This is a genomic window from Bacteriovorax sp. HI3, assembly GCF_059738875.1.
Window position 1 is genome coordinate 2,711,157 of the sequence record NZ_AP026946.1, and the last position, 23,848, is coordinate 2,735,004.

Below are 23,848 nucleotides of genomic sequence, written 5' to 3' on the forward strand. Positions count from 1 at the left end.
GGTATTCAGTCTCAATTTCTTATTTTAAAGCACCCTCAATCGCTCCCATAGAAGCTATAATCGCATTCTTAACATCTGAATCCGACTCACCCTGAAGCCAAGAGCTCAATAAGCGGTAAGCTTCAATCGTAGGAATATTTCCGACAAGCCTAGCAATCGTTCTTCTCTTTTCCCATCCACCACTACGAGATGCAGATGAAAGAATACTGATAACCTGCGCTCTATGGTTGGCATGAGAATCAATTTTCATAATGTAGCTTGGAGAATCAATTCTCGCTGGCAAATATCTCATAATTGCGTTCATTACATCAGAGTCTGATTCGATCATTAGCCTTGATAAAAGAGCTAAAGTGACATCACTTCCCACCATGTTTCCTAGCTGATGAGCTGACTCTCTACGCGTCTCCCATCCTCCATTATTAAGTGAAGTTGTGTATGATTTAACTTTTTCAATATCAACTAAAGACCTGCTTCCACGAAGTCTTTCCAGCTCTGCTTCTCTTCTAATGCGCTCTTTTTCCGCTTCTGTTTTTGCGATCATTAGACGACGTTCTTCATCGTTTTTCGCCATCGCCAGTCTTCTTTCTTCTTCCAGCTTAGTAAGCGTTGATTTGACGTTTAGCTGCTGAGCAACTTTTTTCATCAAACGGATATTGGCAATTGATTGAGCATCCGTGATTTTTTTATTCGGGAAAGTTTTTAAGCTATTGTTGATCTTTACGATCTGTGGAGCGTAGCTCGCGTTGTTTAAATCGCGGTATAAATCCCACTGTAGCCACTCAAGTGCTGTTCTTTGAACGTTGTATTGAGCAGAAGCATCGAAGATTGATTTATTAAGTTCATTTAAAAAGTCAAAGTAGTCCAGACCAAAGATAACAAAAGGAGCTGTCGTTTTCTTCTCTAAAATGGCCATATCTGTATCGTAGTACTTGATTGCCATTTCAATTGAGGCCTTTAAAACGCGAAGTTTAGCGTCCTGAGAGCCAACTGCGTCTGCATCCAGTTCTCTTGAAAGAATATCGTTAATGACCAGACCGCGGTTAAGCGCATATCTCATCAATAGCTCTGAGTTTTTTGGAGCGCTCTCGCCTACAACTGAGGCGATCCCATCAGCAAGTCTTTCAATTTTATCACTCGTCGTTAATCCCTGGATATTCTCCATAAGATCGATCAAAAATAATTTTGAGTCTTTGGCCCATGGAAGAAGCTCAGCGATCTGCGCTTGAGTTAGGGTCCTTTGTGTCCCTTCTTCCAGGATGGCCGGCTTTGTAATGACCGGAAGAGAAATCTCTTCGGCCTTAAGGGCACCTGTTGCCAGAATTGATGTTAGTGCTAATACTGTTAATGTTGTTTTCATATTAAAAGCGTCCTAATAAAGTGTTTTTTTCTTCTGTTGTTGGATTAAGGCCCATAAAGTAACTCATGTTGGCCATCGTTAAGTTCTTCAAATCTGCTCTGTAGTAACTCGATGGATTACTAACTGTGTATGAGTAAAGGGCCAGGAATTCTGCAGCTGTCCTGACTGATGGTGTATACTCTCTTGTAATAACAATAATGTTGTCCACGCTACTTTGTAATGCAGCTAACTTGTGTACATCTGCCACTCTTGTCATTGAATTTTTTAGAAGCACGTTCCTAAAATTAAATCCAACTGTTGCTAAAGCGTTTGTGTAGGTTTCACTTGGATTTGCAATTCCTGGAGAGATGACTCTAAAAAATTCCGTTGGTGTTGAAACCAACTCCATTGCTTTAGTTGCATACAGCACACCTTCATCAATTGAGCTTACAAGCATCTTCTTTGCCATTAACGCCTCAAACTCTTGAGAGCTTTTTGCAGGCGTAGCAGGAGTATCTTTTGTAACTTTCAATTGTTTTGCCAAACTCTTCATTTGACGAATAAGGGCAATAGACTGAGAATCCGTTAATTTTTTCGTCGGAAAAGTCTTAAGACCATTGTTAATTTTAACGATCTGATTTGCATAAACTGTATTGTTCAGGTCGCGGTAAAGATCCCACTGAAGGAACTCAAGCGCTGTTCTTTGAATATTGTATTGAGCTGAAGCATCGAAAACCGATTTATTTAGCTCTGAGAGGAAATCGTAATAGTCTAAACCGAAAGCTGCAAAAGAAGTCTTGGCCTTCTTTGACATCATCTCCATATCCTGGTCGTAATACTTAATGGCCATCAGGATAGAGGCCTTTAAAACTCTTAGTTGAACATCAACCATTCCCACTGAATTGGCCTCAACTTCGCGAATCAGGATATCATTGATGACCAGACCGCGGTTAAGAGCGTATCTCATTAAGAGTTCAGAGTTCTTTGGAGCACTCTCACCTACTACTGACTTGATCCCTTCTACCAGGTGGTCAACCTTATCAGAAGGTGCCAGAGTTTGAACGTTATCCAATAAATCACTTAAAAAGATTTTAGAGTCTTTGGCCCATGGTAAAAGTTCTGCAACTTGAGAAGCACTTAGCTCTCTTTGCGTTCCTTCTTCCAGGATCGCTGGCTTAGTAATCACCGGAAGACTGATTTCTTCCTGTGCCATCGTCATCTGTGAGAATGAGATAGTTGCAATTACTGCCAATGCGGCCATTGCTTTATTCATTTTTATATTTTTAGTTTTCATAACATTCATTCCAATCAATCAATTTAATAATTACTTACGTGTAAAAGTCTTAAGGTCTGTATCGTTTTTCGGGTTGATCAGAATCATTTCTGTCGACTTGCTACCGAAACTACCTTTCTTCTCAAGGAAAACCGCAATCGCACTTGGGATTTGGTTTTTCTTAGTTCCTGTTGCCAGGACCGAGTTTTGATTAATCAGGTACATTGAAGGGAATTTCTCTCTTAGAGTGAATGTCCCGTTGATGTCTTTAGTTAAGAATACGGCCGTAGCTTCTCTTTCTTTCTGGTCAACTTGTGAGATCTGAAGAGCGTTTGCTGCTTCATCTGTCTTATACTCACCACCATCAATTTCCAGCCATGCTACTTTTGAAGTCTTCCCTGCGAATTCAAAGAATCCAGTGAAGCCTGCGTTGTTTGAAGAGTTTGCACTCATGATTTTAAATACATCTTGTCCTTTATTGTTTTTTGCTGATGAGATAACTAAACTCGGGTCATCATTAACTACACCGATTTCGCCATCTTTAGTCACTTCAAGCGGAGTCATTGAGTATGAGCTTGAGTTGATTTCATCTACTAAGTATAAAGAGATTTTTTTAGCGTCTTTCATTAGTACCGCAAAGAATGAACCATCACGGCCTGGAGCTGGCTTGATTAAAAGGTTAACTTTATCATCACCATTATGAGCACCAAGGTATCCACCTTCTTTTAAGAATCCTGCAGCGAATGCACTTGAGCTTAAAACACTGAAAGCTAGAATGATTGTCATTTTTTTAAAGTTCATGGGGTTCTCCTTTTTTCCAAAAATATATAAACGTGTTCGTTGTTGTGTTCGTATGAAACTTAATACAATTCCAAACCAGTCTCAATTGAGACCCGGCTTGGGTGTAATTTTTCTAGCCTACTGTAGTCAGCACTGCATATCCCTTGCCGAAGACAAAAATGATAAATAATGAATAGTTAGGGGTTTTTTAGTGTTGACTAGGGAATCGTAAAATAGACATGTGCCTAAATTTTAGACAGCATTTGGGCAAAAAAAAGGCCCTCAAAAGAGGGCCTTGTATTAACAACCAGTCACTTTTTTATGAATATTTGAAAGATTAAAGGCACCTTTATGCCAGTCCATGTTGTACCACTTCAGAGTTTTTTCCAGCTCTTTCATGTGAGGGATCTTCTTTTCGTTGAAGTTTGTAGGAATAAGCCCTTTTGAAGCGTAAGCAAATGTCCAGAAAACTCCAGGGTAAATCAGCATTGGACCAGTGAATGATTTAACTACTGGATACACTGAACGAAGATTGTCGTAGAACGATTTAATCCCGTACTCGTCGTAGAATGGGTTTTCAGTCTGGGCCATCATGATTCCGTTTTCTGTCAGGGCCTCGTACACGTGAGAGTAAAACTCTTTCGTGAACAATCCCGCAGCGAAATCCTCAGGGTCAGTTGAGTCGATGATGATAACATCAAAGAAGTTTTTGTGATTCTTGATGTACTCTACTCCGTCTTGTGGAAGAACGTTTACACGCTTATCCGAAAGACCAGATGTACAGTCAGGGAAATATTTCTTTGAAACTTCGATTACGCGCTCATCGATTTCTACCAGGTCAATTCTTTCGATTTCCGGGTGCTTTACGTACTCGCGAACGATCCCACCGTCACCACCACCGATGATCAGAACGTTTTTAATTCCCGGGTGAACCATAGATGGGATGTGTCCCATCACTTCGTGGTAGACGAATTCATCGTGGTCGCTGACCATCGTTTTTCCGTCTAGAAGTAAAAGGCGTCCAACACCGTGCGTGTCCAGAACGTCGATCTTTTGGTACTGGCTTTTTTCCGAGTGCAAAATGGATTTTATTTTGAAAGAAGTGGCCACATTTTTATGGAAATAGCGCTCAGAATACCAATCTTTTTCAATCAGCAGTTCATTTGTGTTTTTTTCATTGATTTCAGTGGTCATAACTCTCCAATATTGTGTTTTATCTCTGTTAAGAGATAAAGATTCCATTTGTCACAAGGGGCAAACTGTGACACATAGATAGTTCGTGAAATTTAAATACGCAATACTTTTTTTAATAGGAAATTAGCGCAATGTTTGAGTCAAAATTAGCTCCCGGGCAAGCAGTTAAATTATCTGGTTTTAACAATCTGACTAAGATTTTAAGTTTCAATCTTTATGATTTTTGCATCGCTCTTGATGAAGAGCAAAGAGCAGAATACGTAAAGTATATTCACGATAAATACAGTGCCAAAAAAATTGAAAAGATCGCTGAGAGAATCGTAGAAATCATCGAGGCCAATATCCTGGCCGTTTCAATCCAGGACTACGATCCGGTTGGAGCTTCAACGATGACGTTAATGTCTGACATCAAGGGTGGCGGAGAGCCAATTCCTGTTTCAGTAAAAGCGCATTTAGATAAATCGCACATCACGTCTCACACTTACCCGGACGCTTCAGACCCTAACGGGATCTGCACATTCCGCGTAGACTTAGACGTTGCGACTTGTGGAGAGATCATTCCTCTAAACGCGATCAACTATCTCTTCGAAGCATTCGAGTGCGACGTTGTGTACGTTGACTACGTTGTTCGTGGTTACACTCGCCTGGAAAACGGAAAGAAAATTTATAACGACCAGAAATTCAACTCGATTCAGGAATTCATTAAGCCGGAAATCAAAGAGCAATTCCAATTTGCTTCAGATATCAACATGCCACAATCAAACATCTGGCAGTCGAAATTCATGGTAAAAGAACTTCCAGCAGCGAACTACCTTCTGCACCCGGAAGACGCTAATCATCCAGACGTTCCAGCTAAGATGGAACTTCTAAGAAAAGAAATGATCGAAGTTTACCACATGATCCACTAAGGATTTCACCCCAGAGATAAGGAGTCGATTCACATGACAAAAAATCTCTGGGGAACCAATGCCACTCAATTCTTCTTTGAACTCAACCCCGACCTCGTCTTAGACACCGTTGAAAAACTGGGCTTTCGCACTACCGGCCGTGTTCTCACTATGAACTCGATGGAAAACCGCGTGTACGAAGTAGAGATCGAAAGCGACTCGGACAACCCAAGTGACCACTCAAAGATTATTAAATTCTACCGCCCGGGAAGATGGACTAAAGAACAGATACAAGAAGAACACGATTTTCTTTTAGACCTAAAAGAATTCGAAGTGCCGGTGATCGCTCCTTTGGAGTTTGATGAGAAGACTCTCTTTACTCTGCCCGAACCTGAACTCTTTTATACCGTTTTTCCAAAACAAGGTGGACGAGCTCCCGACGAATTCACCAATGAAGAGATCGAACAAGTCGGAAGACTTCTAGCGAGACTTCATAATGTCGGCAGCATGAAAAAGGCCAAACACCGCCTACACCTGACTCCTGACATCTACTTAAAATCAAACCTGGATTTTTTAGTCGGACAAAAGATCGTTCCCTCTCATCTGGAGATGAGTTACAAAACGGTTTTAGAGACTATTTATAACCTCACTAAAGACTCTTTTAAAAACATCACGACTCAAAGGATCCATGGTGACTGCCACCTTGGAAATATCTTAAAGCGCGGCGATGTCTTTAACCTGATTGACTTCGACGATATGGTCGTGGGCCCCGCCGTTCAGGATATGTGGCTCCTGCTTCCTGGACGAGACGAATACGCTGACAATCTTCGCAACAAGCTCCTTGAAGGTTACACTTCAATGCGAGACTTTAACTACGAAGAGCTAAGACTGACAGAAGTCCTGCGCACTCTAAGAATGATTAATTACTCTGCTTGGATTGCAAAACGCTTTGACGATCCGGCCTTCAAAAACGCTTTTCCATTTTTTGAATCACCATCGTATTGGGAAGGACAGATAAGTGATCTTCGCGAGCAGATTTACTATCTAGAAAACCTGTCGCGAAGCCACTACGATTACGAATAATTATTTTAAAATTGATTCAGCGTCTTGGATAAGAGCATCTAGTGCCTCTTCATCAGACATTTCAATATTAACCGCTTGAATATTTTTAATTTTTTCAGCTAAAAAGGCCGACATTGTTCCAGACTGAATATAGTTCTGGCCGTCGTTAAGGACCTGTGCCGCCTCTTTACAGACGATGATTTCGCACTCTTTTCCTGACGTCGTCATCCCACCAATAGTTGAAGCTCCTAAGCTTCCAGAAATATAAGTTCCAGCAATCGCCTCTAGTGCGTGAGCTTGAGAAACAGTTGTAGCTAGGGCAAGTACCAGCATTAGTTTTTTCATTGAATTCCTCCAGACATTTTTTTGTTTGTTATGTGTGGAGGAATTCTAGCGCATACCGGATAAGTCACAAGCCTTGATGTATTTTTTACACTTAATTAGTTTTCTTTATCCCCTTCAAACATCGTATTGCCGTTGGCCGTTTTTTCCGGGACATCCTGAACCACATCAAAGTGCTCGACGATCTTGCCATTTTCTACGCGAAAAATATCTACAATCGCACGCCCCAGGTCTGCTTTATTCTCTTTGCTGTGAAGGTGTAAAGCGACCAGGTCCCCGTCAGCCAGGGCGCGCTTAATAATGACGTGAGATTCAGGGTTCTTTTTAAAATGTCCTTCAAAGTAGCCATAGAAAGCCGCTGCCCCGTTTGGAACATGTGGGTTGTGCTGGATGTATTTGCTCCCGATATATTTTTTGGCAGCTTCAGTTGGTTTGTGTTTATTGAAGGCCAGTTCGTAGAAATCGACGACTAGCTTTTTATTTTTTTCTTGAAGTGTTTCAGCGTAAAGAGATGTTGAAAAGACAAAAACAGACAGTGAAGTGATGAAAAGTTTTTTTAAGTTCATAGTGTTTCCTTGGTTATTCTTAACTCTAATACGAATCGGGATTCGCGATAAGTTAGCAATATAAGGAAACACTATACGGATTTTCGCACAATCTCATGACGAGATTAGTAAATCACTTCCTGAACTCTCGGGATAGCGCTCATAAACTCTGCTCTATGCGAGCTGTCCTGCAAAAAGACCCCTGAAAGCTTTGATGTTCTCGTCATAGACGTCACATCTTTAATCCCTCTGGTCTTTACGCACGCGTGCATTGCATCTGTCACCACCGCTACGTTTTGAGTTTCAAGAATCTCTACTAAGGCCTGGTGGATTTGTAGAGTTAAACGCTCTTGAATTTGAGGGCGCTTTGCAAAGTAATCAACAATGCGGTTAAGTTTTGAAAGCCCCAGAACTTTTTTGTTCGGGATATATGCGATGTGAGTTTTTCCAATGATGGGAACAAAGTGGTGCTCGCAGTGAGAGTTCGTCACGATGTTGATTTCCATAACCGGGTGATCATATTCAAACTTGTTGTCGACCACAGTGATCTTTGGAAAAGAAGTTGCTTCTAGTCCGTAGAAAACTTCATCAACGTACATCTTCGCTACACGGTGAGGAGTTTCTTTTAGTGAATCATCGTTAAGATCAAGTCCTAACGTCTCCATGATCTCAGTGAAAAGAGCTGTGATTTTTTCTTTCTTCTCTGCCGCCGTAAGATCGTTGGCAATCATTGGAGTTGGAGTGACTTTCTTTAAAATTTTTTTTGGATCAATCATAAGAGTTCCTATACGGCACTAAAGCCGCTTTTATCTTCTTCATAAAGGCCAGAGTTCTTTTCGTTCTCTCTCGTCTCTACTCTAAAGCAGTAAACGCGGCCGCCTGTTTTTTTGTCTAAGTATTCATTCATTTTCTGGTGAAGGAATTTTGATGTCCCTTCCATCCCAACACTTTCCAGCACGCGAAGTTTAACGATTCCCTTCTTATGCATTTCTTCAAAGAGAGGAAGTTCCGGATCGTCAGCGTTTGCCAAAAATGTATGGTCGAACGTATCGTCTAAAAACGTTTTAAATTCTTTGAATCCACCAAAGTCCATAACCCAGCCTTTCTCATCGAGAGTCTTGGCCTTAAACCAAAACGAAAACTCGCGAGAGTAGCCATGAACAAAACGACAGTGTCCTTCATCACGCCATTGGCGGTGAGTACAGGGATAACCTGTAAATCTTTTAGTTGAAATATACATGTGAACCTTCTAGCTAGCTTTTAAATTCAAGTGCTTGATATGTACCATCGAAGTTAATGACATACAAGAGACCGTGAATTTTCGACTCATTTTCGAAAGTCTTGGGAAGGCCCATCGAGTCCATTAAGGCATCTAAAAGTAAGCGCTGATCATTGATCTTGATCATGCCTAAAAAAGTGCGCTCTGTTGTGGTTAAGCAACCCGAACTTGGAATCATTGGAAAATACGAGCTAAAAGGATTCTTATTGACCCTTCCTGTACCGTGGATTCGAAGCAGGCTTCGGCCTAATTCGCGTCCAACAATTGAAGGGGTCCACCAAAGGCCCGTCCTTTGGGATTTAGGTAAGAACTGTTTAATGTTCTCTTCGCCCGGTGAAGTCTTTAGAAAATTCACGATCAGCCTGCGGTTTTTCCCAAACTCGTATTCTTTGTTGGCCTCCGGCATGACCGAATCCACACTGTAGACTCCACAAGGAGTGGCACCATTGGAATGATTAAAGGGCAATCCCCTTCCCGAAGTCGCAAGCACTCTGACTGACCAAAGATCCCCATTTTCTTTTGTGTAAAAATGGCCGTCGCTCTTTCTAATAAACAGGCGCCCAGGTTTACTTCTGTCGCTTGAAAATAAAGCAAATAAAGACAACTGGTGGGTCTTGTAATCTAAGAGCTCCTGCACATCCTTATTCGTTAAGACAGGGGCCTCTAAGGCACTGAAGAAGACTTTACACTCATGAGCAAAGCGTGCGTGTAAGCTCGCTAAAAATTCAGGAGGTAAATGCTCTCTAAAACTTAGAAGATGAAAAACTTGTTTGGGAGTGAGGTCTGAAAGTGTCTGAGTGAATTCGGCCAAGGTTCCCTGCATAGTATGAAACATGAGGGCTTCTTCAAAACTTAAACTCCCCCAATCCAAAGACTGGGGAAGTTTATAAGACCTTCCTCTTTTATTTCCAAATAAATAAGGGAGGAAGGTCTTAAGGTAAGTCATTAGTGGTGGTGTCCGCCTGGTCCGTGTACGTGACCATGAGCTAGCTCTTCAGCGCTCGCGTCTCTGATTTCTTTGATTGTTACATCGAAGTGTAGTTCAACACCAGCTAGTGGGTGGTTTCCGTCTACAGTTACAGTTTCGCCATCGATTTTTGTTACAGAGACGATTAGCTCACCTTGCTCAGTTTCAACTTCAAACTGCATTCCAACTTCTAGGCCTTCTGAAGCTTCGAATTGTGAACGAGGAACTTGTTGGCAAAGAGATTCATTTCTTTCACCGTAACCGTCTTTCGCTGCGATTGTTACTTTAATATTGTCCCCGGCATTTTTACCTTCAAGTTCTTTTTCAAGACCTGGAATTAGGTTACCAATCCCCTGGATGTAGTAAAGTGGTCCGTGGTTAGCCGAAGAATCGATCACAGCACCTTTTGCGTCTGTTAGTTTATAGTCGATTGCTACGACTTTGTTTTTTTGAACTTGCATAAAATCCCCGTATTGTTAATTCTGCTAGTGGCCTAACTTATCATTTCTTTCTAGTGATGTCTAAAATAACTACCGGCTCAACAGGCACGTCTTCGTAAGGTGCACGCACTGCTGTTTTTACGCTCTTAATTTGATTTACCACTGGCATCCCACTCGTCACTTTCCCGAATACTGCGTATCCGTAACCAGCTTCGTTTGTTGCGCGGTGATCAAGAAAAGCGTTGTCCGCCACGTTGATAAAGAATTGAGCTGTCGCGCTATCAACGACCTGAGTTCTTGCCATTGCAAGAGTCCCCACTTCATTTTTTAGGCCATTAGTCGCTTCGTTCTTAATCGGAGCTCCCGTGCTTTTTTCTTTCATGTCTTTATCAAACCCTCCACCTTGGATCATGAAACCGTCGATGACTCTGTGGAAGATAGTTCCCTTGTAGTGACCTTTGTCTACGTAAGACAGGAAGTTTTTAACTGTAACAGGAGCCTTGTCTTCGAAAAGCTCAGCAACGATCTCCCCTTTTGATGTCTTGATAACGATCTTTGGGTTAGCGGCAAAAGCACTTACGCTTGCCAGAGTGAAAAGAGCTGCAAGTAACATCTTCATTTTTACCTCGGTGTAAATTTTTTAAGAAATTGTTCGTATTTTTCTTTATCTAATGGATCCATTCCATTTAAGTGCATTTCAAGATATTTGACAGAGTCATTGCCCCAGAACATTTCACCGTCGACGACGAAACTCGGAACCCCAAAAATCTCTCTTTGAAGCGCGCGTTCATTATTGGCCTTTAATTCAATGCGGGCGTTTTTGCTTTCCATTCTCTCAATCAGCTCATCGCTGTAGAGATTGTTTTCTTTTAAAACATTTTTCAACACATCATCGCTTCCAATATCCAGACCGTGCTCCCATCCTGCTCTGTAGATGGCATCGATGATTTCTTTTTGTTTGTCTCCTGCTGACGTTTTAAGTGCAAGCCTTAAAGCATAGAGAGAATTAAAAGGGAGTTGGGCCGGAGTCGTAAAAGGCACGTTGTTGAGTTTAGTAAAACGAAGCAGGTCTTTAAAAAGATAATTTCTTTTTGGCTCAATTTGCGCCGGCCCTTTGGTGTCGTAAGCGGCGATAATCCCCGGCATTGAAACTGGGATGAATTCGAAGTCATAAGACTGCTTTCTCACCCAAGTCCAGGCGACATAAGAGTATGGCGAAAGGAAATCAAAATAGAATTCAATCTTTTTCATTCTTAACTTTCCGATTTTTTCTTGTCCAAGTAGTACTGGTAGCCAGTTTCAAAAACTCTGATTCCACCCTTATCTACCTCAAACACACGGTTTGATAGTCCATGTAAAAAGTGACGGTCATGGGATACGTACATTACCGTTCCTTCAAAATCTTTAAGTGCTTTTAAAAGAACGTCGCGCGATTTTAAGTCCAAGTGGTTGGTAGGCTCATCCAGGATTAAAAGATTGTTGTTGCTCGACATAAGTGTCGCCAGAACAACTCTCGACTTCTCTCCCCCTGAAAGAACTTTAATTTTCTTTTCAACATCATCACCACGAAACAAGAAAGCTGCTAAAAGGTTTCTGATGTATCCATTTGATGAATGTGGAAGACGGCTTGAGATTTCTTCAAGCACTGTATTTTCCGGGTTTAACAGATCTAGTGAGAACTGTGAGAAGTACCCCGCTTGGATTGAAGGACCTAGAGCACTTTCGCCTCCAGACGCTTCCGTTAAACCACAAATGACTTTTAAGAGTGTCGACTTACCGGCCCCGTTGACCCCAACAACCGCAATTTTATCTAAACGATTAACAGTTGCCGTTAGTCCTGAGAAAACTTTATGAGGAGTCCCGTCATCGCGAGTCCATGTCTTAGCTAAGTTCTTCATTGTGACAACATCGTTACTCCCGCGCGGTGGAACCGGGAAAGTAAAATCCATAACAACGTCTTCAGGTGGAAGCTCTACGCGCTCAATCTTATCAATCTTTTTTACACGTGACTGTACTTGAGCGGCGTGTGAAGCACGGGCCGCAAACTTAGCGATGAACTCTTCTTCTTTTTGTAGCATCGCCTGTTGAGATTCATACTGAGCGATCTGCTGAACTTTTCTGATTTCTTTTTCTTTTTCGTAGTAGTCGTAATCACCCGTGTAGGTCGTGATTGTTTTATTGGCCACTTCGATAATTCTATTGACGATTCCGTTCATGAAATCACGGTCGTGGGAAGTCATAAGAACAGCGCCCTTATAATCCTTCAACCATTGCTCCAGCCACACGATACTCTCAAGATCAAGGTAGTTGGTAGGCTCATCCATCAGCATAACGTCTGGTTGTTGAATAAGAACTTTTGCCAGGGCAATTCTCATTCTCCATCCACCAGAAAAAAGTCCAACATCGCGGTCGTGGTCGTAAGGCATAACCCCAAGCCCCGTGATGATTTCTTTTGCACGAGTATCTAAATCGTAACCACCAAGTTTTTCAAACTCAGTCTGGTAGTCTCCTAATTGGATGAGAACTTTTTCCATTTCATCTGGATCAAGGTCTGTCTCCAGCATTTTTTCAATCTTTCTCATCTCAGAAGCTAACTCAGAGGCCTTCGCCGATCCGCTCATAACTTCTTCAATAACAGTACGACCTTTCATTTCTCCAATATTCTGAGAGAAATAGGCCACGCGGACTTTATCAGGAACAGTAATTGAGCCCCCTTCGAAGCCCTCTTCTTTCATCAGGATTCTAAAAACAGTCGTTTTTCCCGCGCCGTTTGGCCCAACTAAACCAACTTTATCGCCTGGACGCAGGATAAATGAGGCATTATCGTAAAGAACTTGCCCACCATAGTGTTTAGAAACGTTATTGAAACTGATCATTGAAGCTGTCCTATTGTAAATTTTGACGTTCACTCTACCAGAGACGCTCGGGGTTTGGCATCAGTTATCTCTCGATGACGCCCCGAGCGCCAATAGTAATTTACTCCAGTAATGGTGATAAGAAAGATCTTATTCGTACCTTGAATTTCTTATGTTTTTCTCTAGAATATTCACATGGAATTCACTCCCCTTCGCATTTCGACAGTTAAGCCCCTTAGAGATCTGACTTTTGATCTCTATATCTTCTTCAAAGAGCACTACCTTTGCTACGCTAAACGTGGCGAGCAGCTTTCAGAAGATAAATTTCAAAAACTCAAAACGCAAAAAATTGCTAAGTTTTTTATCACTGAACAAGATGAAGTGAATTACCAAAAATTCCTCGATGCTCTTTTAGATGAAACATTGTCTAATCCGAAAATCGACCTGGAAGAAAAAGTAAATATGGCCGAAGGAGCAGCGAGCTCTGCCGTTGAAAGAATGCAAAAAAACCCAACGGAAAGTGCCTTCCGCGCCACTGAAAAAGCGGCCAAGAGCTTGCGCCAGGTTATTACTGGAAACCCGGATACATTAAAGAAAATTTTCGGGAAAAAAGTTGAAAAGAACGAAGAAATTATCAAGCACTCACTTAACGTTTGTGCCCTTGCTGTAAAACTTGCTGAAATCAAAAGGTGTACAGAACAAGAGATGGATGACCTGGGTACAGCGGCATTAATCCACGATATCGGGCTTACAACTTTTAACAAAGACGACATTCAGCTGTTCTATAAACCTAAGAAGTTTTTAAGCAACGATGACAAACGCGTTTACTATCTTCACTGTAAAGACGCGGCCAATATCTTAAAAGAAAAGCCATACGTGACTCCTGCCATTCTTGAACTGGTCATGAATCATGAAGAAGTGGCCAGTGGACTTGGGCCAAACAAAAAGAAAAAACTCACTCTTCAAGAAGAGATTCTCTCGCTGGTTAACAACTACGACAAGCGCACGATCACCAACAAGACATCTCCTGCTCAGACCTTAAAAGATATGATGATTGATGAGTTAGGAAACTATGAGCTGAGTCTGTTAAATGATTTCAAGAAAGTCCTCCAGACCGAAGGACTTCTCGAATAGTTTTTAATCTAGAAAATCACTCTTAGAGAATCCAGCACCACTTCCGCTTCATCGTAGGCCTTGGTCAGCACTTCAATTTGCGAAGCAATCGCTTCAATCTCTTCATTTCTGACGACAGGGTTTTTCGCTTTTAGTTTTAATAAACGCGTCTTCTCTGCATCCAGATGAGTAATCATGTTGTCTTTGTACTTCTTTTTAAGTTCTGCTGCTTCCTGTAGAGCATGGTCATGGGCGCTCTTTAGCACCTTCTGAACTGCGGCCTTTGGAAGTCCTTTTGCTTTTCTGACTGTCTCGATGTCCGCTCCAGTGATCTTTTCATCGATATCCGATTTCTCAAACTTCGCTGAGAAGTTCTCTCCGGTTGAATCAACCAGGATACGAATCGGTGTCGGCGGGAAAAATCTCTCCGGGCTTAAGCTCTTAGGAGCAACGGCCTGAAGTTTAAAGAACGTCTCAATAAACGTTTTACTCTGTCCTGACTTCTTTCTCATCATCACACTCACGTTTCCAAACGTGTTGCTTAAAATAAGATCAATCACTCCGACAACCATCGGGTGATCCCAGGTTAAAAACTCCACATCTTCGCGGCGAAGAGCTGTTTTTCTCTCGTAAGTAATCCTGATCCCATCAACCGGAAGCCCCGGGAAATAAGGAACGTACATATTGTCACTTGGCTTGATATAGAAGACTCCGTCATCTAAATCCTCAATGTCGACACCTAGTTCCTGGAAAACATCGCTCATGTAGTTAATCAGGTTTGACTCTTCATCAAACTTTTTTACTTCACCCACTAACGCCTTCGCCTCTTCTTCTTTAAACGAGTTTAACTCGACTAAAATGTCGCGCCCTTCTTCCAGTTTATGGGAGACGGCCTTAAATTCACGGGCCGTATTCTCCAGGAATTCCTGCAGGACTTTTGGGTCTTTAAAACACAGTTCCGGTTTATTTAAATACTCATCCAAGAGTGATTGCAACTGCTGGTGAACAATGCTTGCTCCTTTGGCCGAATGAACAAAAGCGTCCAATCCAGTGTGGAACCATTGGTATAAAATTTCGTCGTAAGAGCTTACGATATAAGGCACATGCAGGTGAATATCGCTATCTTGTCCGATACGATCCAAGCGGCCGATTCTCTGCTCTAATAAATCCGGGTAAAGCGGAAGATCAAAAAGAACTAAATGGTGAGCGAATTCAAAGTTGCGCCCTTCACTTCCGATCTCTGTACATAAAAGAATGTTTGCACCCTGAGGATCGGCAAAATAAGCGGCCTGGCGATCGCGCGCGACAAATGAAAGCCCCGAGTGGAACACACCCACATTCATTGCTGGAAAGCGGTCTTTTAAAAGTTTTTCCAGGCAGAGAACTTTAGTTTTTGATTTAGTGATTAAAAGGATTTTTTCACCTTGGTGACGTCCTAAAAATTCCGTCAGCCAGTCGAGTTTCATATCAAATGAAGGCCCGATCGTTTCTTCGTCTTCTAATCCAAGATGGTGAGTTTTTTTACTCTCCAAAGGATAGGCATGCAGGATTCTCTTTGGGAAAAAAGAGAAGTGTTTACTCATTCTGGTTCTGGTATTTCTAAAAAAGATTCTTCCCGGTCCGTGAAGATCCTGAAGCTCTTTTAGTTTCACTTCGCTTTCAGCATCACCTTTTTTCAAAAGCTCGCGGGCGGTTTTTGCCACTTCTTCATAGTGAGCTGTCTCTTCTAAAAACTTTTTATAATCGTAAAAACGATCCGGGTCTAAAAGTTTAAGTCTGGCAAAATGCCCTTCCATTCCCAGCTGTTCAGGTGTCGCTGTTAAAAGCAGAAGACCTGAAGATTTTTTAGCAATGGCCTCGACAATCTTATATTCCGGAGAAGCATTCTCCTGTGACCATTTTAACTGGTGAGCTTCATCCACAACCATGATGTCCCAGGTTGCTTCACTCATCATTCTACGGGCCATCTCGGCACCTTTTAGAAGACCGATATTGACGATAACAAAGTCGTTGTCAGTAAATGGGTTGGTGTTTGGCTCTAAGTGAGTTTCCTGATTGAGTGTGGTGAAAGTTAAGTTGAACTTTCTTAGCATCTCAATAAACCATTGGTAGACCAGTGAATCGGGAACCAGGATCAGGGCGCGCTTCACTCTTTCAGATAAAATGAGATGGTGAAGTGCCAGACCTGCTTCAATGGTTTTCCCCAACCCTACTTCGTCTGCTAAAAGCACGCGCGGGATAGGTCTGTCGGCAATTTGGTCGGCCACATAAAACTGGTGAGGAATGAGATTCATTCTTCCACCGACAAATCCTCTCACTCTCGATTGAGTCAGGCGGTTTTTGTTCCATAGTGTTTTAAAACGAAGTTCAAAAAGCCCCGGAGCATCTACGTTTCCGTTAAAGAGACGGTCTTCTGGTTTATTGAAACTAAGCGAGTCTGAAAGCTCTCTTTCATCGTATGTTTCGCTTGCTGATTGATAAGCAATGATGCCTTCGTGGTCAACGACAGCGTCGACCGTGATTTTTTGTCCTGATCTTAAAGTGATTTCATCACCAACGGCAAAAACCACGCGCTTAATCGGCGCACCTTTTGATCCGTACACTCTTTCAGTTTTAGCCGCGAGAAAAGAAATTTTTAAGGTCTTGGACTCTACAGTCGATAGAATACCAAGCCCCAGCTCTGGCTCAGTCTCGCTCATAAAGCGCTGGCCTGGAATGAGATTGCTCACAATTAATGTCCTTTGAATTTTAAATTACTGATTGATTCGATAAATGGCGATCGCTAAACCCACCACAATCATTCCCAGGATAATGTAAATACGATTTTTTCCCAGCTCTTTTTCATCTTGAGTAAGACCTTTGTTGGCCTTTCTTACGCTCTTTTTTGACATGACTAATGCACTCCAAACATATCTTTAATAAAATCGCGAACACCTTTAGTTGATTTTATCTTATATAGGTCAAAAGCATAAGAATCATCGTGAGAAAAATTTTCTGCCTCCATAAAGGGGTCCATCCCCTCCTGGATATTAGATTCGGACTTTAGTTTAGAGACCATTTCGTTATTGTCGCGGACGATTTGACGTGCGCGCTCGACAGCAATTCTAGCTGATTCGTATTTAGGCAGGAAATCCTGTGAAATCGTTTGTTCGTTTTCCATCTTTTACCCGGTGTGTTGATAAAAAAATAGTGTATCTGACAGTATTACTCCCCTAAAAAAGCATCCGTCCATAAAAGTTTTTGAACCAGAGCAATATCTCTATGAAATTTCGAATGAAAAACCACTGACTTTTTCTTTCATTCAGTCTAAAAAGAGATTTCTTACAAAATGAGGAATTTCTTATGATTATTTGCCAGAATGTTGGACTTCGCTACGGGGCCAGAAAATTATTTGATGAAGTGGATATCAAGTTCACTCCAGGAAACTGTTATGGTCTTATCGGTGCTAACGGCGCCGGAAAATCTACGTTCTTAAAAATCTTATCAGGCGAAATCCCAAGCACATCTGGACACGTTTTCATCACTCCAGGGCAACGTCTTTCAATCCTAAAACAGGATCACTTTCTTTACGAAGACATCGAAGTTTTAAAAGTTGTTATCATGGGTAACAAAGTTTTAATGGATGTGATGGAAGAAAAAGACGCTCTTTATGCCAAAGAAGATTTTTCTGATGCTGACGGCTTAAGAGCTGCTGATCTTGAAGCACTCTTTGGTGAGATGAACGGATGGGAAGCTGAATCTGAAGCGGCCACTCTTCTTTCTGGTCTTGGTATCAAAGAAGAACTTCTTTCTAAAAAAATGTCTGAACTAAACGGTGGCGAAAAAGTTAAGGTTCTCCTTGCTCAGGCCCTGTTTGGTAAACCTGATATTCTTCTTCTGGATGAGCCTACCAACCACTTGGACATGAAAGCGATCCATTGGTTAGAGAACTTCCTGGCGACATTTGAAAACACAGTTATCGTTGTATCCCACGACCGTCACTTCCTGAACAAGGTGTGTACTCACATGGCCGATATCGATTTCGGAAAAATTAAAATCTACACAGGTAACTACGATTTCTGGTACCAGTCTTCTCAGCTGGCCATGACGTTAAAGTCGAACCAGAACAAAAAGACTGAAGAGAAAATGCAGGAACTTCGCGACTTCATCGCCCGCTTCTCTGCCAACGCTTCTAAGTCAAAACAAGCGACATCAAGACAAAAGATGCTTGATAAAATCACGCTTGAAGATATTCAACCTTCAACGAGAAAGTACCCATTCGTTTCTTTCAAAGCGAAAAAAGAAATTGGTAAAGATGTTCTTACGGTTGAAAAACTTTCTAAGTCTCTTGATGGAAAAGTTTTATTTAAAAACATTTCTTTCCAGGTAAGAAAAACAGACAAGATCGTTCTTCTAGGAAGTGACCAGGCGTGCTCTGCTTTAATGGACGTGCTGATGGGTGTTTCTAAGCCTGACTCAGGACAAATCAATTGGGGTGTGACTGCTCAAAAATCATACTTCCCGGCAGACAACTCTGAATTCTTCGCCGACGGAAGACACAACCTTGTGGACTGGCTACGCGACTTCTCAGAAGACAAAGACGAATCATTCGTCAGAGGATTCTTAGGACGCATGCTTTTTACAGGTGAAGAAAGCCAGAAGAAAACAAACGTTCTATCCGGTGGAGAAAAAGTCCGCATGATGCTTTCAAAGATGATGCTTGAAGCACCGAACGTTTTAATCATGGACGGTCCAACAAACCACCTTGACCTTGAAAGTATCACATCAGTGAACGAAGGCTTAAAGAAGTGGGACTCTACTTTAATCTTCGCCTGCCACGACCACGAGTTCGTGCAGACGGTGGCCAATAGAATTATTGATATTCAACCAGACGGATCAATCATCGATGTAGAAAAATCGTTCGATGAATACTTGGGGCTTAATGACTAAACCTGACTTTTTCGAAATCAGACAAATTAGTCCAGAAGATAAAATCCCTATCCAGGCGGGACTCTCATTGCTCTCGCCTGAATCCATCCGCCAGCGCTTTTTTGCCAACAAAACAGAATTCTCAGAGGCCGAGTTAAAATTTTTAACTGAGGTCGATCAGGTTAATCACCTGGCCTACGTTGCTGTTCATCACAAAGGCGACAATCTTTTGCCGGCCGGGGTTATCCGCGCCGTTAAACCTAGTGCGGAATCAACAACGGCCGAAATAGGTATCGTCATTGTTGATTGTTATCAGGGTCAAGGCCTTGGAACAAGGCTCTTTGATACGATTGCCGAGCAGGCCCTTAAAGTTGGGATCACTCAATTTTATGGTGACTATCATGTCAGTAACCTTAAAATGACTAAACTCCTTGAGAAGTTCGCAAAAAAACACCATCCAATGATGATAAAACACACACACGATGGATTTATTTATTTTGAAGCTCCGTTAAAAAACTGATAAACTTTGACACATATAAATAATTAAAAAACAGGATCATGCATGGGACGTAAGTGGAACAACATTAAAGAAAAGAAAGGCGATCAGGATAAACAACGCTCTTTAATTTACACAAAATCACTTCGCGAAGTTACAAAAGCAGTAAAACAAGGTGGAGAAGAAGTTGAAAGTAACTTCATGCTTCGTATCGCTCTTGAAAAATGCAGAAAGTACAACGTTCCAAAAGACAACATCGACCGCGCGATCAAAAAAGGTCTAGGTAACGATGATGAGGGATATGAAGATATCGCTTACGAAGGATACGGACCTAACGGTGTTGCGATCTTCGTTGAAGCATCAACAAATAATGGCACAAGAACAGTAGCGAACGTTCGTAACTTCTTTAACAAGTGCGGCGGATCTCTAGGAACAACTGGATGTCTTCAGTTCGTATTCGAGAGAAAATCTGTTTTTGAGATCCCACAAGGAAAACTGGTAGAAGACGACTTCACAATGGATATGATCGATGCGGGAGCTGAAGATGTTGTCCTGGAGGACGGGTTCTACACTGTCACAGGACCTATGGAATCTTTCGGTGCTATCCAGACAAAACTAGACGAGCTAAAGGTTACTGCCGATGAAGCTGGTCTTGAGCGCGTGCCTCTAACGTTTAAAGAAATCGACAAAGAAACTTTCAAGACGGTTATGAAACTCGTTGACCTACTTGAAGGTGACGATGACGTCACAAAGGTTTACCACAACGTTAAGTACGACGACTCGTTCGCCGACCTTTAGGTTTACCCTACCTATATCCACTTTTTCTGGGCACCCTTTTTATTTAGGGGCGGGATTTTTCGACCTTCTTTTGAATGGTTAGAATCTTCCCGTGGCCCGATTTTTCACCCATGTTAGTATGACTCTGGTCACACCCCGGAGGCTTTCAATGTTCTTTGGCAAATTACTAGCAATCGCTCTTCTTAGTTTCTGCCTTTTCCAGAATACCGTCTCTGCCAGTGAGGACTTGGATAAAGATCCCTTAGAGGGCTTTACTGTCTCTAAAGAAGACATCATTAAGAGTCTCGATGGACTCAAAAAAATGGGAAAGATTTCAGAGAGTGATTACCAGAAAGCTGTAAAAGAGCTCACGAGCATGAGTGATGCTCAAGTAAGTGCACTTAAAGAAACGGCCGTTGGTATGGTGAGAAATGACCCGGATAAAGCTGTCGATCTGGTTAACAAAGGAAACAAGATCGACACAGAAGCTGCTAAAAAACAAATTGGCGACCTGTCTAGGCCCAAGGAGTAAGTTCTTCAATCAGGTCGATATTATCCTCAACCAGTATTGAAGTGAATTTGAGACTGGTTAAACTTTTTAAAAGGCCTTCGTAATCAAGAAGGCCTTTTTTATTTCGTTTACACATGAGAAGTGCCACTCCCCTTTCTTCCAGAAACCTCACAATACGCGGATTGTCCTGAATCTCATCATCAAACGAGATCACCATTGTGTTGCGCTTGAAGCGGTCATTAAAGACGCCCCAGTGCGGTTTTAGGTCATGCAAAGAAATCGCAATCAACCGAAGTGGCTGCTTCCTGATATCAAAGTTTTCATCATCAACCTGGAAGCTGTCGGTCTGGTCTTTTTGATTGAGCTTTTTTTGGTCAATCAAAATGCAGTCAGTGTGGGCACGAAGCTCCTGAACCTCACTGTAAGTGGATTCAGGAGAAATAAATTGGATTTTCATTAATTCAAATACACATCCATCTCTGTAAAGAGACTTGGATTCCTAAAGTTCTTTTGAAAGCCGTCACTGGCAATTTCAATTAAGCGAGAGTTAAACATATCTGTGGTTGTCGTCTTCACCGTCAATTGTGGAAGACGGCCTACGATCTCCCCTTTTTTCACCAGGTAAGAAAGCTGAAGTGGAGTCGAGAAATCTCCCTTGTCCGTGAAATCTCCACCATCTCCCATAAACACGACCACGCATTGATCAAGAGACTTTAAAATCTCCTGAGTTGTTCTCTTTCCTGCCGCAATGACAAGGGCATTGAACCCCATCCCAACAGCAGAGTCGTAAGAGCGCACACCGTTTCCAGTCGCCTCAACTCCGTATTTCTTAGCATTGCGAAGATCGGCGATAACAGTTTTCATTACACCGTTTTCAATGAGTGGAAGTTTTTCCAGTTTTCTAATTGTCCCTTCTTCGTCAAACCTGCGGTAGACTCCGTGCTCAGGAAGCAGGTTGATATCATAAAGAGAGAAATCTTTACTGAAGATTTGCTGGTTTAATTTTCCACTATAAAGAGCTGAGCCTTCGCAGTACTTGTCTGCTCTTAGAGACTCAAGCAATTTATTTTTAAGGCCATCGCCTTCAATGAAAAGCACCGGGTACTTTCCACTTTGGAAGGGAATCTCATTTTTATAAGCATCAAGGTAAGGCAGGTTTTTATCTAAAACGTCATCGATATCCAGCGTTCTTCCGCTTCCGGCAAAGTATCCATCAAGCAGGTTTGGAGAGCCCACGCGCTTAAACAGGTAGTACCATCCATTGGTGCCGAATTTCTTTTCCATCACTGCACCTTTGTCATCTTTGAGTGAGACAGTGTGGAAAGAGCGCTCAAATTTTCCGTTAAAAACGAATTCATTTGAATACCCTTGCAGGCGCTCTTGAGTCGACTGGATCGCTTCCATGATCTGAGACAGAGGTGCCTCGAAGCTTCCCTCGTCAATCATTCTGCCATTCTGGTAATGAGGAAGTTCATAGTCGTAAGGAATCCCTACGCTCTTTGAACTCTGGGCCTTTTTAACCAGCTCAGCATCGCTGATATCTCCCACATAAGATGTGGTGTAGATTTTATTGCCTTCAAAAAGGCGCACACCTTTTTTTGTGATGTTTTTATTTCTGGAAGAATTCACTTGTCCTGCGACGACTTCAACAGAAAGAGACTCTTCGTTTGTTGTCAGAATATCGTGTTTCATTTTTTTCTCCTTCCTTAGCTGATCTGCATTTCGTTAACAAGAATCGAAGGTCCACCATCCGCTACCGGAAGTGGCCACTGCTCCATTTTTCCGCATCCACCAAAGGCAGAGCTTTCAAGATGGAAATCATCCCCGCAAGCTTCGATTTGTTTTAGCGTTTCAAACACTGAACCTGAAAGAACTGAAACGCGAACCGGCTCTGCCAACTCTCCATTTCTGATCATGTAAGCTCTGATTGGTGCAATCGTAAAAGTACTTCCGCCCGATCCGTGTTTGAAGTTATAAAAGTAAACTCCACCCTCTGCTTTTTTAAGCAGGTCTTTAAACGGAACTTTTCCACCTTCGATATACGTTGAAGTCATGCGCACGATAGGCTCGTATTCAAAGTTCATTGCTCTAGCGTTTCCAGTTGGTTTTTCTTCAAGCACGTTTGCCGTATGAGTTGAGTGCAGACGCCCGGTTAAAACACCTTCTTTAATCAGGTAAGTTTTCTGTGCCAATGTCCCTTCATCATCAATCGGGCAGTACCCCGATGTATTGTCGTGTACACCTGTATCGACAATTGATAAACAAGGAGCTGCGATCGTGCTTCCAAGCTTCCACTCTTTTGTCGCTTCCGGGTCTCCCATCATAAAGTCTGCTTCAGACTTGTGTCCGAAAGACTCATGAGTAAAGACTCCCGTGATTTCCGGTGAAAGAACGACTTTGTATTTTCCTGGCGTGATTGTTTTTGCGCTCAGGAATTTTTGAGCCTCAGCAAAGTAGCTCAGGATATCGTTTTCCAGATTCTGGAATGAATTAAATTCAGTTGCATAAAGCCTGAAGCCATCTTCAAAAAGCTCATCGCCTTTTTTCAATGTCGCCCCAAAAGCAAAACCGGCCTGGTTAAAATCGTAAGAGAACTCTGTTCCCACAGATGACTTGTAGAATTTTTCTTTGTACACGTCTGTGTATCTGATTCTTGAATCTTTTAGGTTCTCAATTTTTTTAATAAGAGGAAGATACTTCTCTCCCATCTTCACTTTTTCTTCCAGAGAGATATTGGAAAATGCATGTTTAGTTTTATTGATCAAGTGGTGAGCTCCATTGTTGTCTGGAAGCACATACACATTTGAAGCATGAGGACCCGCTTCTGCCTGCTTAATCAATTTTGTAATCTCATCACCTAGTGCACTAATGGCAGTTGTCGATGAATAAAACCATGCTCCATGGTGATGAACACGAACAAAAGCACCTAGGACAGGTCTTTCACTGGCCGCAACCAGCTCGCCGTTTTGAAAAAGAAAGCTGCTCGATTGCGTGCGCTCGATTCTTACGTCGACAAAGTGACAAGGAAATTTTCTCAGATCTAATTTATCTAAGACACTCTTGATATCCATAGGTCTCTCCTG

General features: G+C 42.1%; 26 protein-coding genes. 7 read left to right on the forward strand and 19 right to left on the reverse strand.

The window, feature by feature from the left end:
• Positions 1-19: 19 nt before the first annotated feature.
• The 4 genes from AC6JA8_RS13390 to speE form a co-directional block, all read right to left on the reverse strand.
• On the reverse strand, positions 20-1,357 hold the full coding sequence (locus AC6JA8_RS13390) for a hypothetical protein (protein ID WP_497974247.1): 1,338 nt from the start codon (positions 1,355-1,357) through the stop codon (positions 20-22).
• Position 1,358: 1 nt separating this feature from the next.
• A complete protein-coding gene (locus AC6JA8_RS13395) occupies positions 1,359-2,630 on the reverse strand; it encodes a hypothetical protein (RefSeq protein WP_497974248.1) in 1,272 nt (423 codons plus the stop codon).
• 30 nt (positions 2,631-2,660) lie between these two features.
• Positions 2,661-3,410 (reverse strand): hypothetical protein, encoded by a 750-nt coding sequence (locus AC6JA8_RS13400; RefSeq protein ID WP_102244313.1) that lies wholly within the window; start codon positions 3,408-3,410, stop codon positions 2,661-2,663.
• 279 nt (positions 3,411-3,689) lie between these two features.
• Positions 3,690-4,583 carry a polyamine aminopropyltransferase gene (gene speE / locus AC6JA8_RS13405; RefSeq protein ID WP_497974249.1) on the reverse strand — a complete coding sequence of 298 codons (894 nt, stop codon included), beginning with the start codon at positions 4,581-4,583 and terminating at the stop codon, positions 3,690-3,692.
• A 131-nt stretch (positions 4,584-4,714) separates the two neighbouring features.
• On the opposite strand from speE, the gene speD reads away from it, so the two are divergent.
• Both speD and AC6JA8_RS13415 read left to right on the forward strand, forming a co-directional pair.
• Positions 4,715-5,491, forward strand: coding sequence for an adenosylmethionine decarboxylase (gene speD, locus AC6JA8_RS13410; protein ID WP_491636934.1), 777 nt, complete (start codon positions 4,715-4,717; stop codon positions 5,489-5,491).
• A 33-nt stretch (positions 5,492-5,524) separates the two neighbouring features.
• Positions 5,525-6,553: a serine/threonine protein kinase gene (locus tag AC6JA8_RS13415; protein WP_497974250.1), complete on the forward strand. Its 1,029-nt coding sequence runs from the start codon at positions 5,525-5,527 to the stop codon at positions 6,551-6,553.
• On the opposite strand, the gene AC6JA8_RS13420 is transcribed toward AC6JA8_RS13415, so the two are convergent.
• From AC6JA8_RS13420 to AC6JA8_RS13460, 9 genes are all read right to left on the reverse strand, one after another.
• Positions 6,554-6,877, reverse strand: a complete 324-nt coding sequence (locus tag AC6JA8_RS13420) for a hypothetical protein (RefSeq protein WP_497974251.1) — start codon at positions 6,875-6,877, stop codon at positions 6,554-6,556.
• Between the two features lie 95 nt (positions 6,878-6,972).
• A complete protein-coding gene (locus AC6JA8_RS13425) occupies positions 6,973-7,440 on the reverse strand; it encodes a nuclear transport factor 2 family protein (RefSeq protein WP_497974252.1) in 468 nt (155 codons plus the stop codon).
• 104 nt (positions 7,441-7,544) lie between these two features.
• Positions 7,545-8,195 (reverse strand): GTP cyclohydrolase I FolE, encoded by a 651-nt coding sequence (gene folE, locus AC6JA8_RS13430; protein WP_497974253.1) that lies wholly within the window; start codon positions 8,193-8,195, stop codon positions 7,545-7,547.
• A gap of 8 nt (positions 8,196-8,203) precedes the next feature.
• Positions 8,204-8,659 carry a 6-pyruvoyl trahydropterin synthase family protein gene (locus AC6JA8_RS13435; RefSeq protein ID WP_102244320.1) on the reverse strand — a complete coding sequence of 152 codons (456 nt, stop codon included), beginning with the start codon at positions 8,657-8,659 and terminating at the stop codon, positions 8,204-8,206.
• 13 nt (positions 8,660-8,672) lie between these two features.
• Complete coding sequence (locus AC6JA8_RS13440; RefSeq protein WP_497974254.1) at positions 8,673-9,533, reverse strand: hypothetical protein; 861 nt, start codon at positions 9,531-9,533, stop codon at positions 8,673-8,675.
• A gap of 110 nt (positions 9,534-9,643) precedes the next feature.
• Positions 9,644-10,126 carry an FKBP-type peptidyl-prolyl cis-trans isomerase gene (locus AC6JA8_RS13445; RefSeq protein WP_102244322.1) on the reverse strand — a complete coding sequence of 161 codons (483 nt, stop codon included), beginning with the start codon at positions 10,124-10,126 and terminating at the stop codon, positions 9,644-9,646.
• Between the two features lie 40 nt (positions 10,127-10,166).
• On the reverse strand, positions 10,167-10,724 hold the full coding sequence (locus AC6JA8_RS13450; protein ID WP_497974255.1) for a peptidylprolyl isomerase: 558 nt from the start codon (positions 10,722-10,724) through the stop codon (positions 10,167-10,169).
• A gap of 2 nt (positions 10,725-10,726) precedes the next feature.
• Positions 10,727-11,356, reverse strand: coding sequence for a 2-hydroxychromene-2-carboxylate isomerase (locus tag AC6JA8_RS13455; RefSeq protein WP_497974256.1), 630 nt, complete (start codon positions 11,354-11,356; stop codon positions 10,727-10,729).
• 2 nt (positions 11,357-11,358) lie between these two features.
• Positions 11,359-12,981: an ABC-F family ATP-binding cassette domain-containing protein gene (locus AC6JA8_RS13460; protein ID WP_102244325.1), complete on the reverse strand. Its 1,623-nt coding sequence runs from the start codon at positions 12,979-12,981 to the stop codon at positions 11,359-11,361.
• Between the two features lie 174 nt (positions 12,982-13,155).
• Between AC6JA8_RS13460 and AC6JA8_RS13465 the strand changes: the two genes are divergently transcribed.
• Entirely contained in the window at positions 13,156-14,094 is a 939-nt protein-coding gene (locus AC6JA8_RS13465; protein ID WP_497974257.1) for an HD-GYP domain-containing protein, read from the forward strand.
• Positions 14,095-14,102: 8 nt separating this feature from the next.
• Here the strand turns inward: AC6JA8_RS13465 and AC6JA8_RS13470 are convergent, their stop codons facing one another.
• From AC6JA8_RS13470 to AC6JA8_RS13480, 3 genes are read right to left on the reverse strand one after another with little or no spacing between them, the layout of a single operon-like run.
• Complete coding sequence (locus AC6JA8_RS13470; RefSeq protein WP_497974258.1) at positions 14,103-16,802, reverse strand: SNF2-related protein; 2,700 nt, start codon at positions 16,800-16,802, stop codon at positions 14,103-14,105.
• 24 nt (positions 16,803-16,826) lie between these two features.
• Entirely contained in the window at positions 16,827-16,964 is a 138-nt protein-coding gene (locus AC6JA8_RS13475; RefSeq protein ID WP_158649684.1) for a hypothetical protein, read from the reverse strand.
• A gap of 2 nt (positions 16,965-16,966) precedes the next feature.
• A complete protein-coding gene (locus tag AC6JA8_RS13480) occupies positions 16,967-17,233 on the reverse strand; it encodes a DNA-directed RNA polymerase subunit omega (RefSeq protein WP_102244328.1) in 267 nt (88 codons plus the stop codon).
• A 182-nt stretch (positions 17,234-17,415) separates the two neighbouring features.
• Here AC6JA8_RS13480 and AC6JA8_RS13485 point away from each other — a divergent pair, with 182 nt between their 5' ends.
• The 4 genes from AC6JA8_RS13485 (at position 17,416) to AC6JA8_RS13500 (ending at position 20,786) form a co-directional block, all read left to right on the forward strand.
• Entirely contained in the window at positions 17,416-19,002 is a 1,587-nt protein-coding gene (locus tag AC6JA8_RS13485; RefSeq protein ID WP_102244329.1) for an ABC-F family ATP-binding cassette domain-containing protein, read from the forward strand.
• Positions 18,995-19,501, forward strand: coding sequence for a GNAT family N-acetyltransferase (locus tag AC6JA8_RS13490; protein WP_497974259.1), 507 nt, complete (start codon positions 18,995-18,997; stop codon positions 19,499-19,501). The genes AC6JA8_RS13485 and AC6JA8_RS13490 overlap by 8 nt, the downstream gene beginning before the upstream one ends.
• A gap of 42 nt (positions 19,502-19,543) precedes the next feature.
• On the forward strand, positions 19,544-20,275 hold the full coding sequence (locus AC6JA8_RS13495; protein WP_102244331.1) for a YebC/PmpR family DNA-binding transcriptional regulator: 732 nt from the start codon (positions 19,544-19,546) through the stop codon (positions 20,273-20,275).
• 148 nt (positions 20,276-20,423) lie between these two features.
• Complete coding sequence (locus tag AC6JA8_RS13500; RefSeq protein WP_497974260.1) at positions 20,424-20,786, forward strand: hypothetical protein; 363 nt, start codon at positions 20,424-20,426, stop codon at positions 20,784-20,786.
• On the opposite strand, the gene AC6JA8_RS13505 is transcribed toward AC6JA8_RS13500, so the two are convergent.
• From AC6JA8_RS13505 to AC6JA8_RS13515, 3 genes are read right to left on the reverse strand one after another with little or no spacing between them, the layout of a single operon-like run.
• On the reverse strand, positions 20,770-21,222 hold the full coding sequence (locus tag AC6JA8_RS13505) for a hypothetical protein (protein ID WP_497974261.1): 453 nt from the start codon (positions 21,220-21,222) through the stop codon (positions 20,770-20,772). The two genes, AC6JA8_RS13500 and AC6JA8_RS13505, sit on opposite strands and share 17 nt — an antisense overlap.
• Positions 21,222-22,457: a metallopeptidase TldD-related protein gene (locus AC6JA8_RS13510; protein WP_497974262.1), complete on the reverse strand. Its 1,236-nt coding sequence runs from the start codon at positions 22,455-22,457 to the stop codon at positions 21,222-21,224. The genes AC6JA8_RS13505 and AC6JA8_RS13510 overlap by 1 nt, the downstream gene beginning before the upstream one ends.
• Positions 22,458-22,471: 14 nt before the next feature.
• Positions 22,472-23,836 (reverse strand): TldD/PmbA family protein, encoded by a 1,365-nt coding sequence (locus tag AC6JA8_RS13515; protein WP_497974263.1) that lies wholly within the window; start codon positions 23,834-23,836, stop codon positions 22,472-22,474.
• Between the last annotated feature and the right edge of the window lie 12 nt (positions 23,837-23,848).

What these genes read in the sequence shown, in the direction of transcription:
- AC6JA8_RS13390 (WP_497974247.1), bottom strand. Translation starts at nt 1,357, where the DNA reads ATGAAAACAACATTAACAGTATTAGCACTAACATCAATTCTGGCAACA.
- AC6JA8_RS13395 (WP_497974248.1), bottom strand. Translation starts at nt 2,630, where the DNA reads ATGAAAACTAAAAATATAAAAATGAATAAAGCAATGGCCGCATTGGCA.
- AC6JA8_RS13400 (WP_102244313.1), bottom strand. Translation starts at nt 3,410, where the DNA reads ATGAACTTTAAAAAAATGACAATCATTCTAGCTTTCAGTGTTTTAAGC.
- speE (WP_497974249.1), bottom strand. Translation starts at nt 4,583, where the DNA reads ATGACCACTGAAATCAATGAAAAAAACACAAATGAACTGCTGATTGAA.
- speD (WP_491636934.1), top strand. Translation starts at nt 4,715, where the DNA reads ATGTTTGAGTCAAAATTAGCTCCCGGGCAAGCAGTTAAATTATCTGGT.
- AC6JA8_RS13415 (WP_497974250.1), top strand. Translation starts at nt 5,525, where the DNA reads ATGACAAAAAATCTCTGGGGAACCAATGCCACTCAATTCTTCTTTGAA.
- AC6JA8_RS13420 (WP_497974251.1), bottom strand. Translation starts at nt 6,877, where the DNA reads ATGAAAAAACTAATGCTGGTACTTGCCCTAGCTACAACTGTTTCTCAA.
- AC6JA8_RS13425 (WP_497974252.1), bottom strand. Translation starts at nt 7,440, where the DNA reads ATGAACTTAAAAAAACTTTTCATCACTTCACTGTCTGTTTTTGTCTTT.
- folE (WP_497974253.1), bottom strand. Translation starts at nt 8,195, where the DNA reads ATGATTGATCCAAAAAAAATTTTAAAGAAAGTCACTCCAACTCCAATG.
- AC6JA8_RS13435 (WP_102244320.1), bottom strand. Translation starts at nt 8,659, where the DNA reads ATGTATATTTCAACTAAAAGATTTACAGGTTATCCCTGTACTCACCGC.
- AC6JA8_RS13440 (WP_497974254.1), bottom strand. Translation starts at nt 9,533, where the DNA reads ATGTTTCATACTATGCAGGGAACCTTGGCCGAATTCACTCAGACACTT.
- AC6JA8_RS13445 (WP_102244322.1), bottom strand. Translation starts at nt 10,126, where the DNA reads ATGCAAGTTCAAAAAAACAAAGTCGTAGCAATCGACTATAAACTAACA.
- AC6JA8_RS13450 (WP_497974255.1), bottom strand. Translation starts at nt 10,724, where the DNA reads ATGAAGATGTTACTTGCAGCTCTTTTCACTCTGGCAAGCGTAAGTGCT.
- AC6JA8_RS13455 (WP_497974256.1), bottom strand. Translation starts at nt 11,356, where the DNA reads ATGAAAAAGATTGAATTCTATTTTGATTTCCTTTCGCCATACTCTTAT.
- AC6JA8_RS13460 (WP_102244325.1), bottom strand. Translation starts at nt 12,981, where the DNA reads ATGATCAGTTTCAATAACGTTTCTAAACACTATGGTGGGCAAGTTCTT.
- AC6JA8_RS13465 (WP_497974257.1), top strand. Translation starts at nt 13,156, where the DNA reads ATGGAATTCACTCCCCTTCGCATTTCGACAGTTAAGCCCCTTAGAGAT.
- AC6JA8_RS13475 (WP_158649684.1), bottom strand. Translation starts at nt 16,964, where the DNA reads ATGTCAAAAAAGAGCGTAAGAAAGGCCAACAAAGGTCTTACTCAAGAT.
- AC6JA8_RS13480 (WP_102244328.1), bottom strand. Translation starts at nt 17,233, where the DNA reads ATGGAAAACGAACAAACGATTTCACAGGATTTCCTGCCTAAATACGAA.
- AC6JA8_RS13485 (WP_102244329.1), top strand. Translation starts at nt 17,416, where the DNA reads ATGATTATTTGCCAGAATGTTGGACTTCGCTACGGGGCCAGAAAATTA.
- AC6JA8_RS13490 (WP_497974259.1), top strand. Translation starts at nt 18,995, where the DNA reads ATGACTAAACCTGACTTTTTCGAAATCAGACAAATTAGTCCAGAAGAT.
- AC6JA8_RS13495 (WP_102244331.1), top strand. Translation starts at nt 19,544, where the DNA reads ATGGGACGTAAGTGGAACAACATTAAAGAAAAGAAAGGCGATCAGGAT.
- AC6JA8_RS13500 (WP_497974260.1), top strand. Translation starts at nt 20,424, where the DNA reads ATGTTCTTTGGCAAATTACTAGCAATCGCTCTTCTTAGTTTCTGCCTT.
- AC6JA8_RS13505 (WP_497974261.1), bottom strand. Translation starts at nt 21,222, where the DNA reads ATGAAAATCCAATTTATTTCTCCTGAATCCACTTACAGTGAGGTTCAG.
- AC6JA8_RS13510 (WP_497974262.1), bottom strand. Translation starts at nt 22,457, where the DNA reads ATGAAACACGATATTCTGACAACAAACGAAGAGTCTCTTTCTGTTGAA.
- AC6JA8_RS13515 (WP_497974263.1), bottom strand. Translation starts at nt 23,836, where the DNA reads ATGGATATCAAGAGTGTCTTAGATAAATTAGATCTGAGAAAATTTCCT.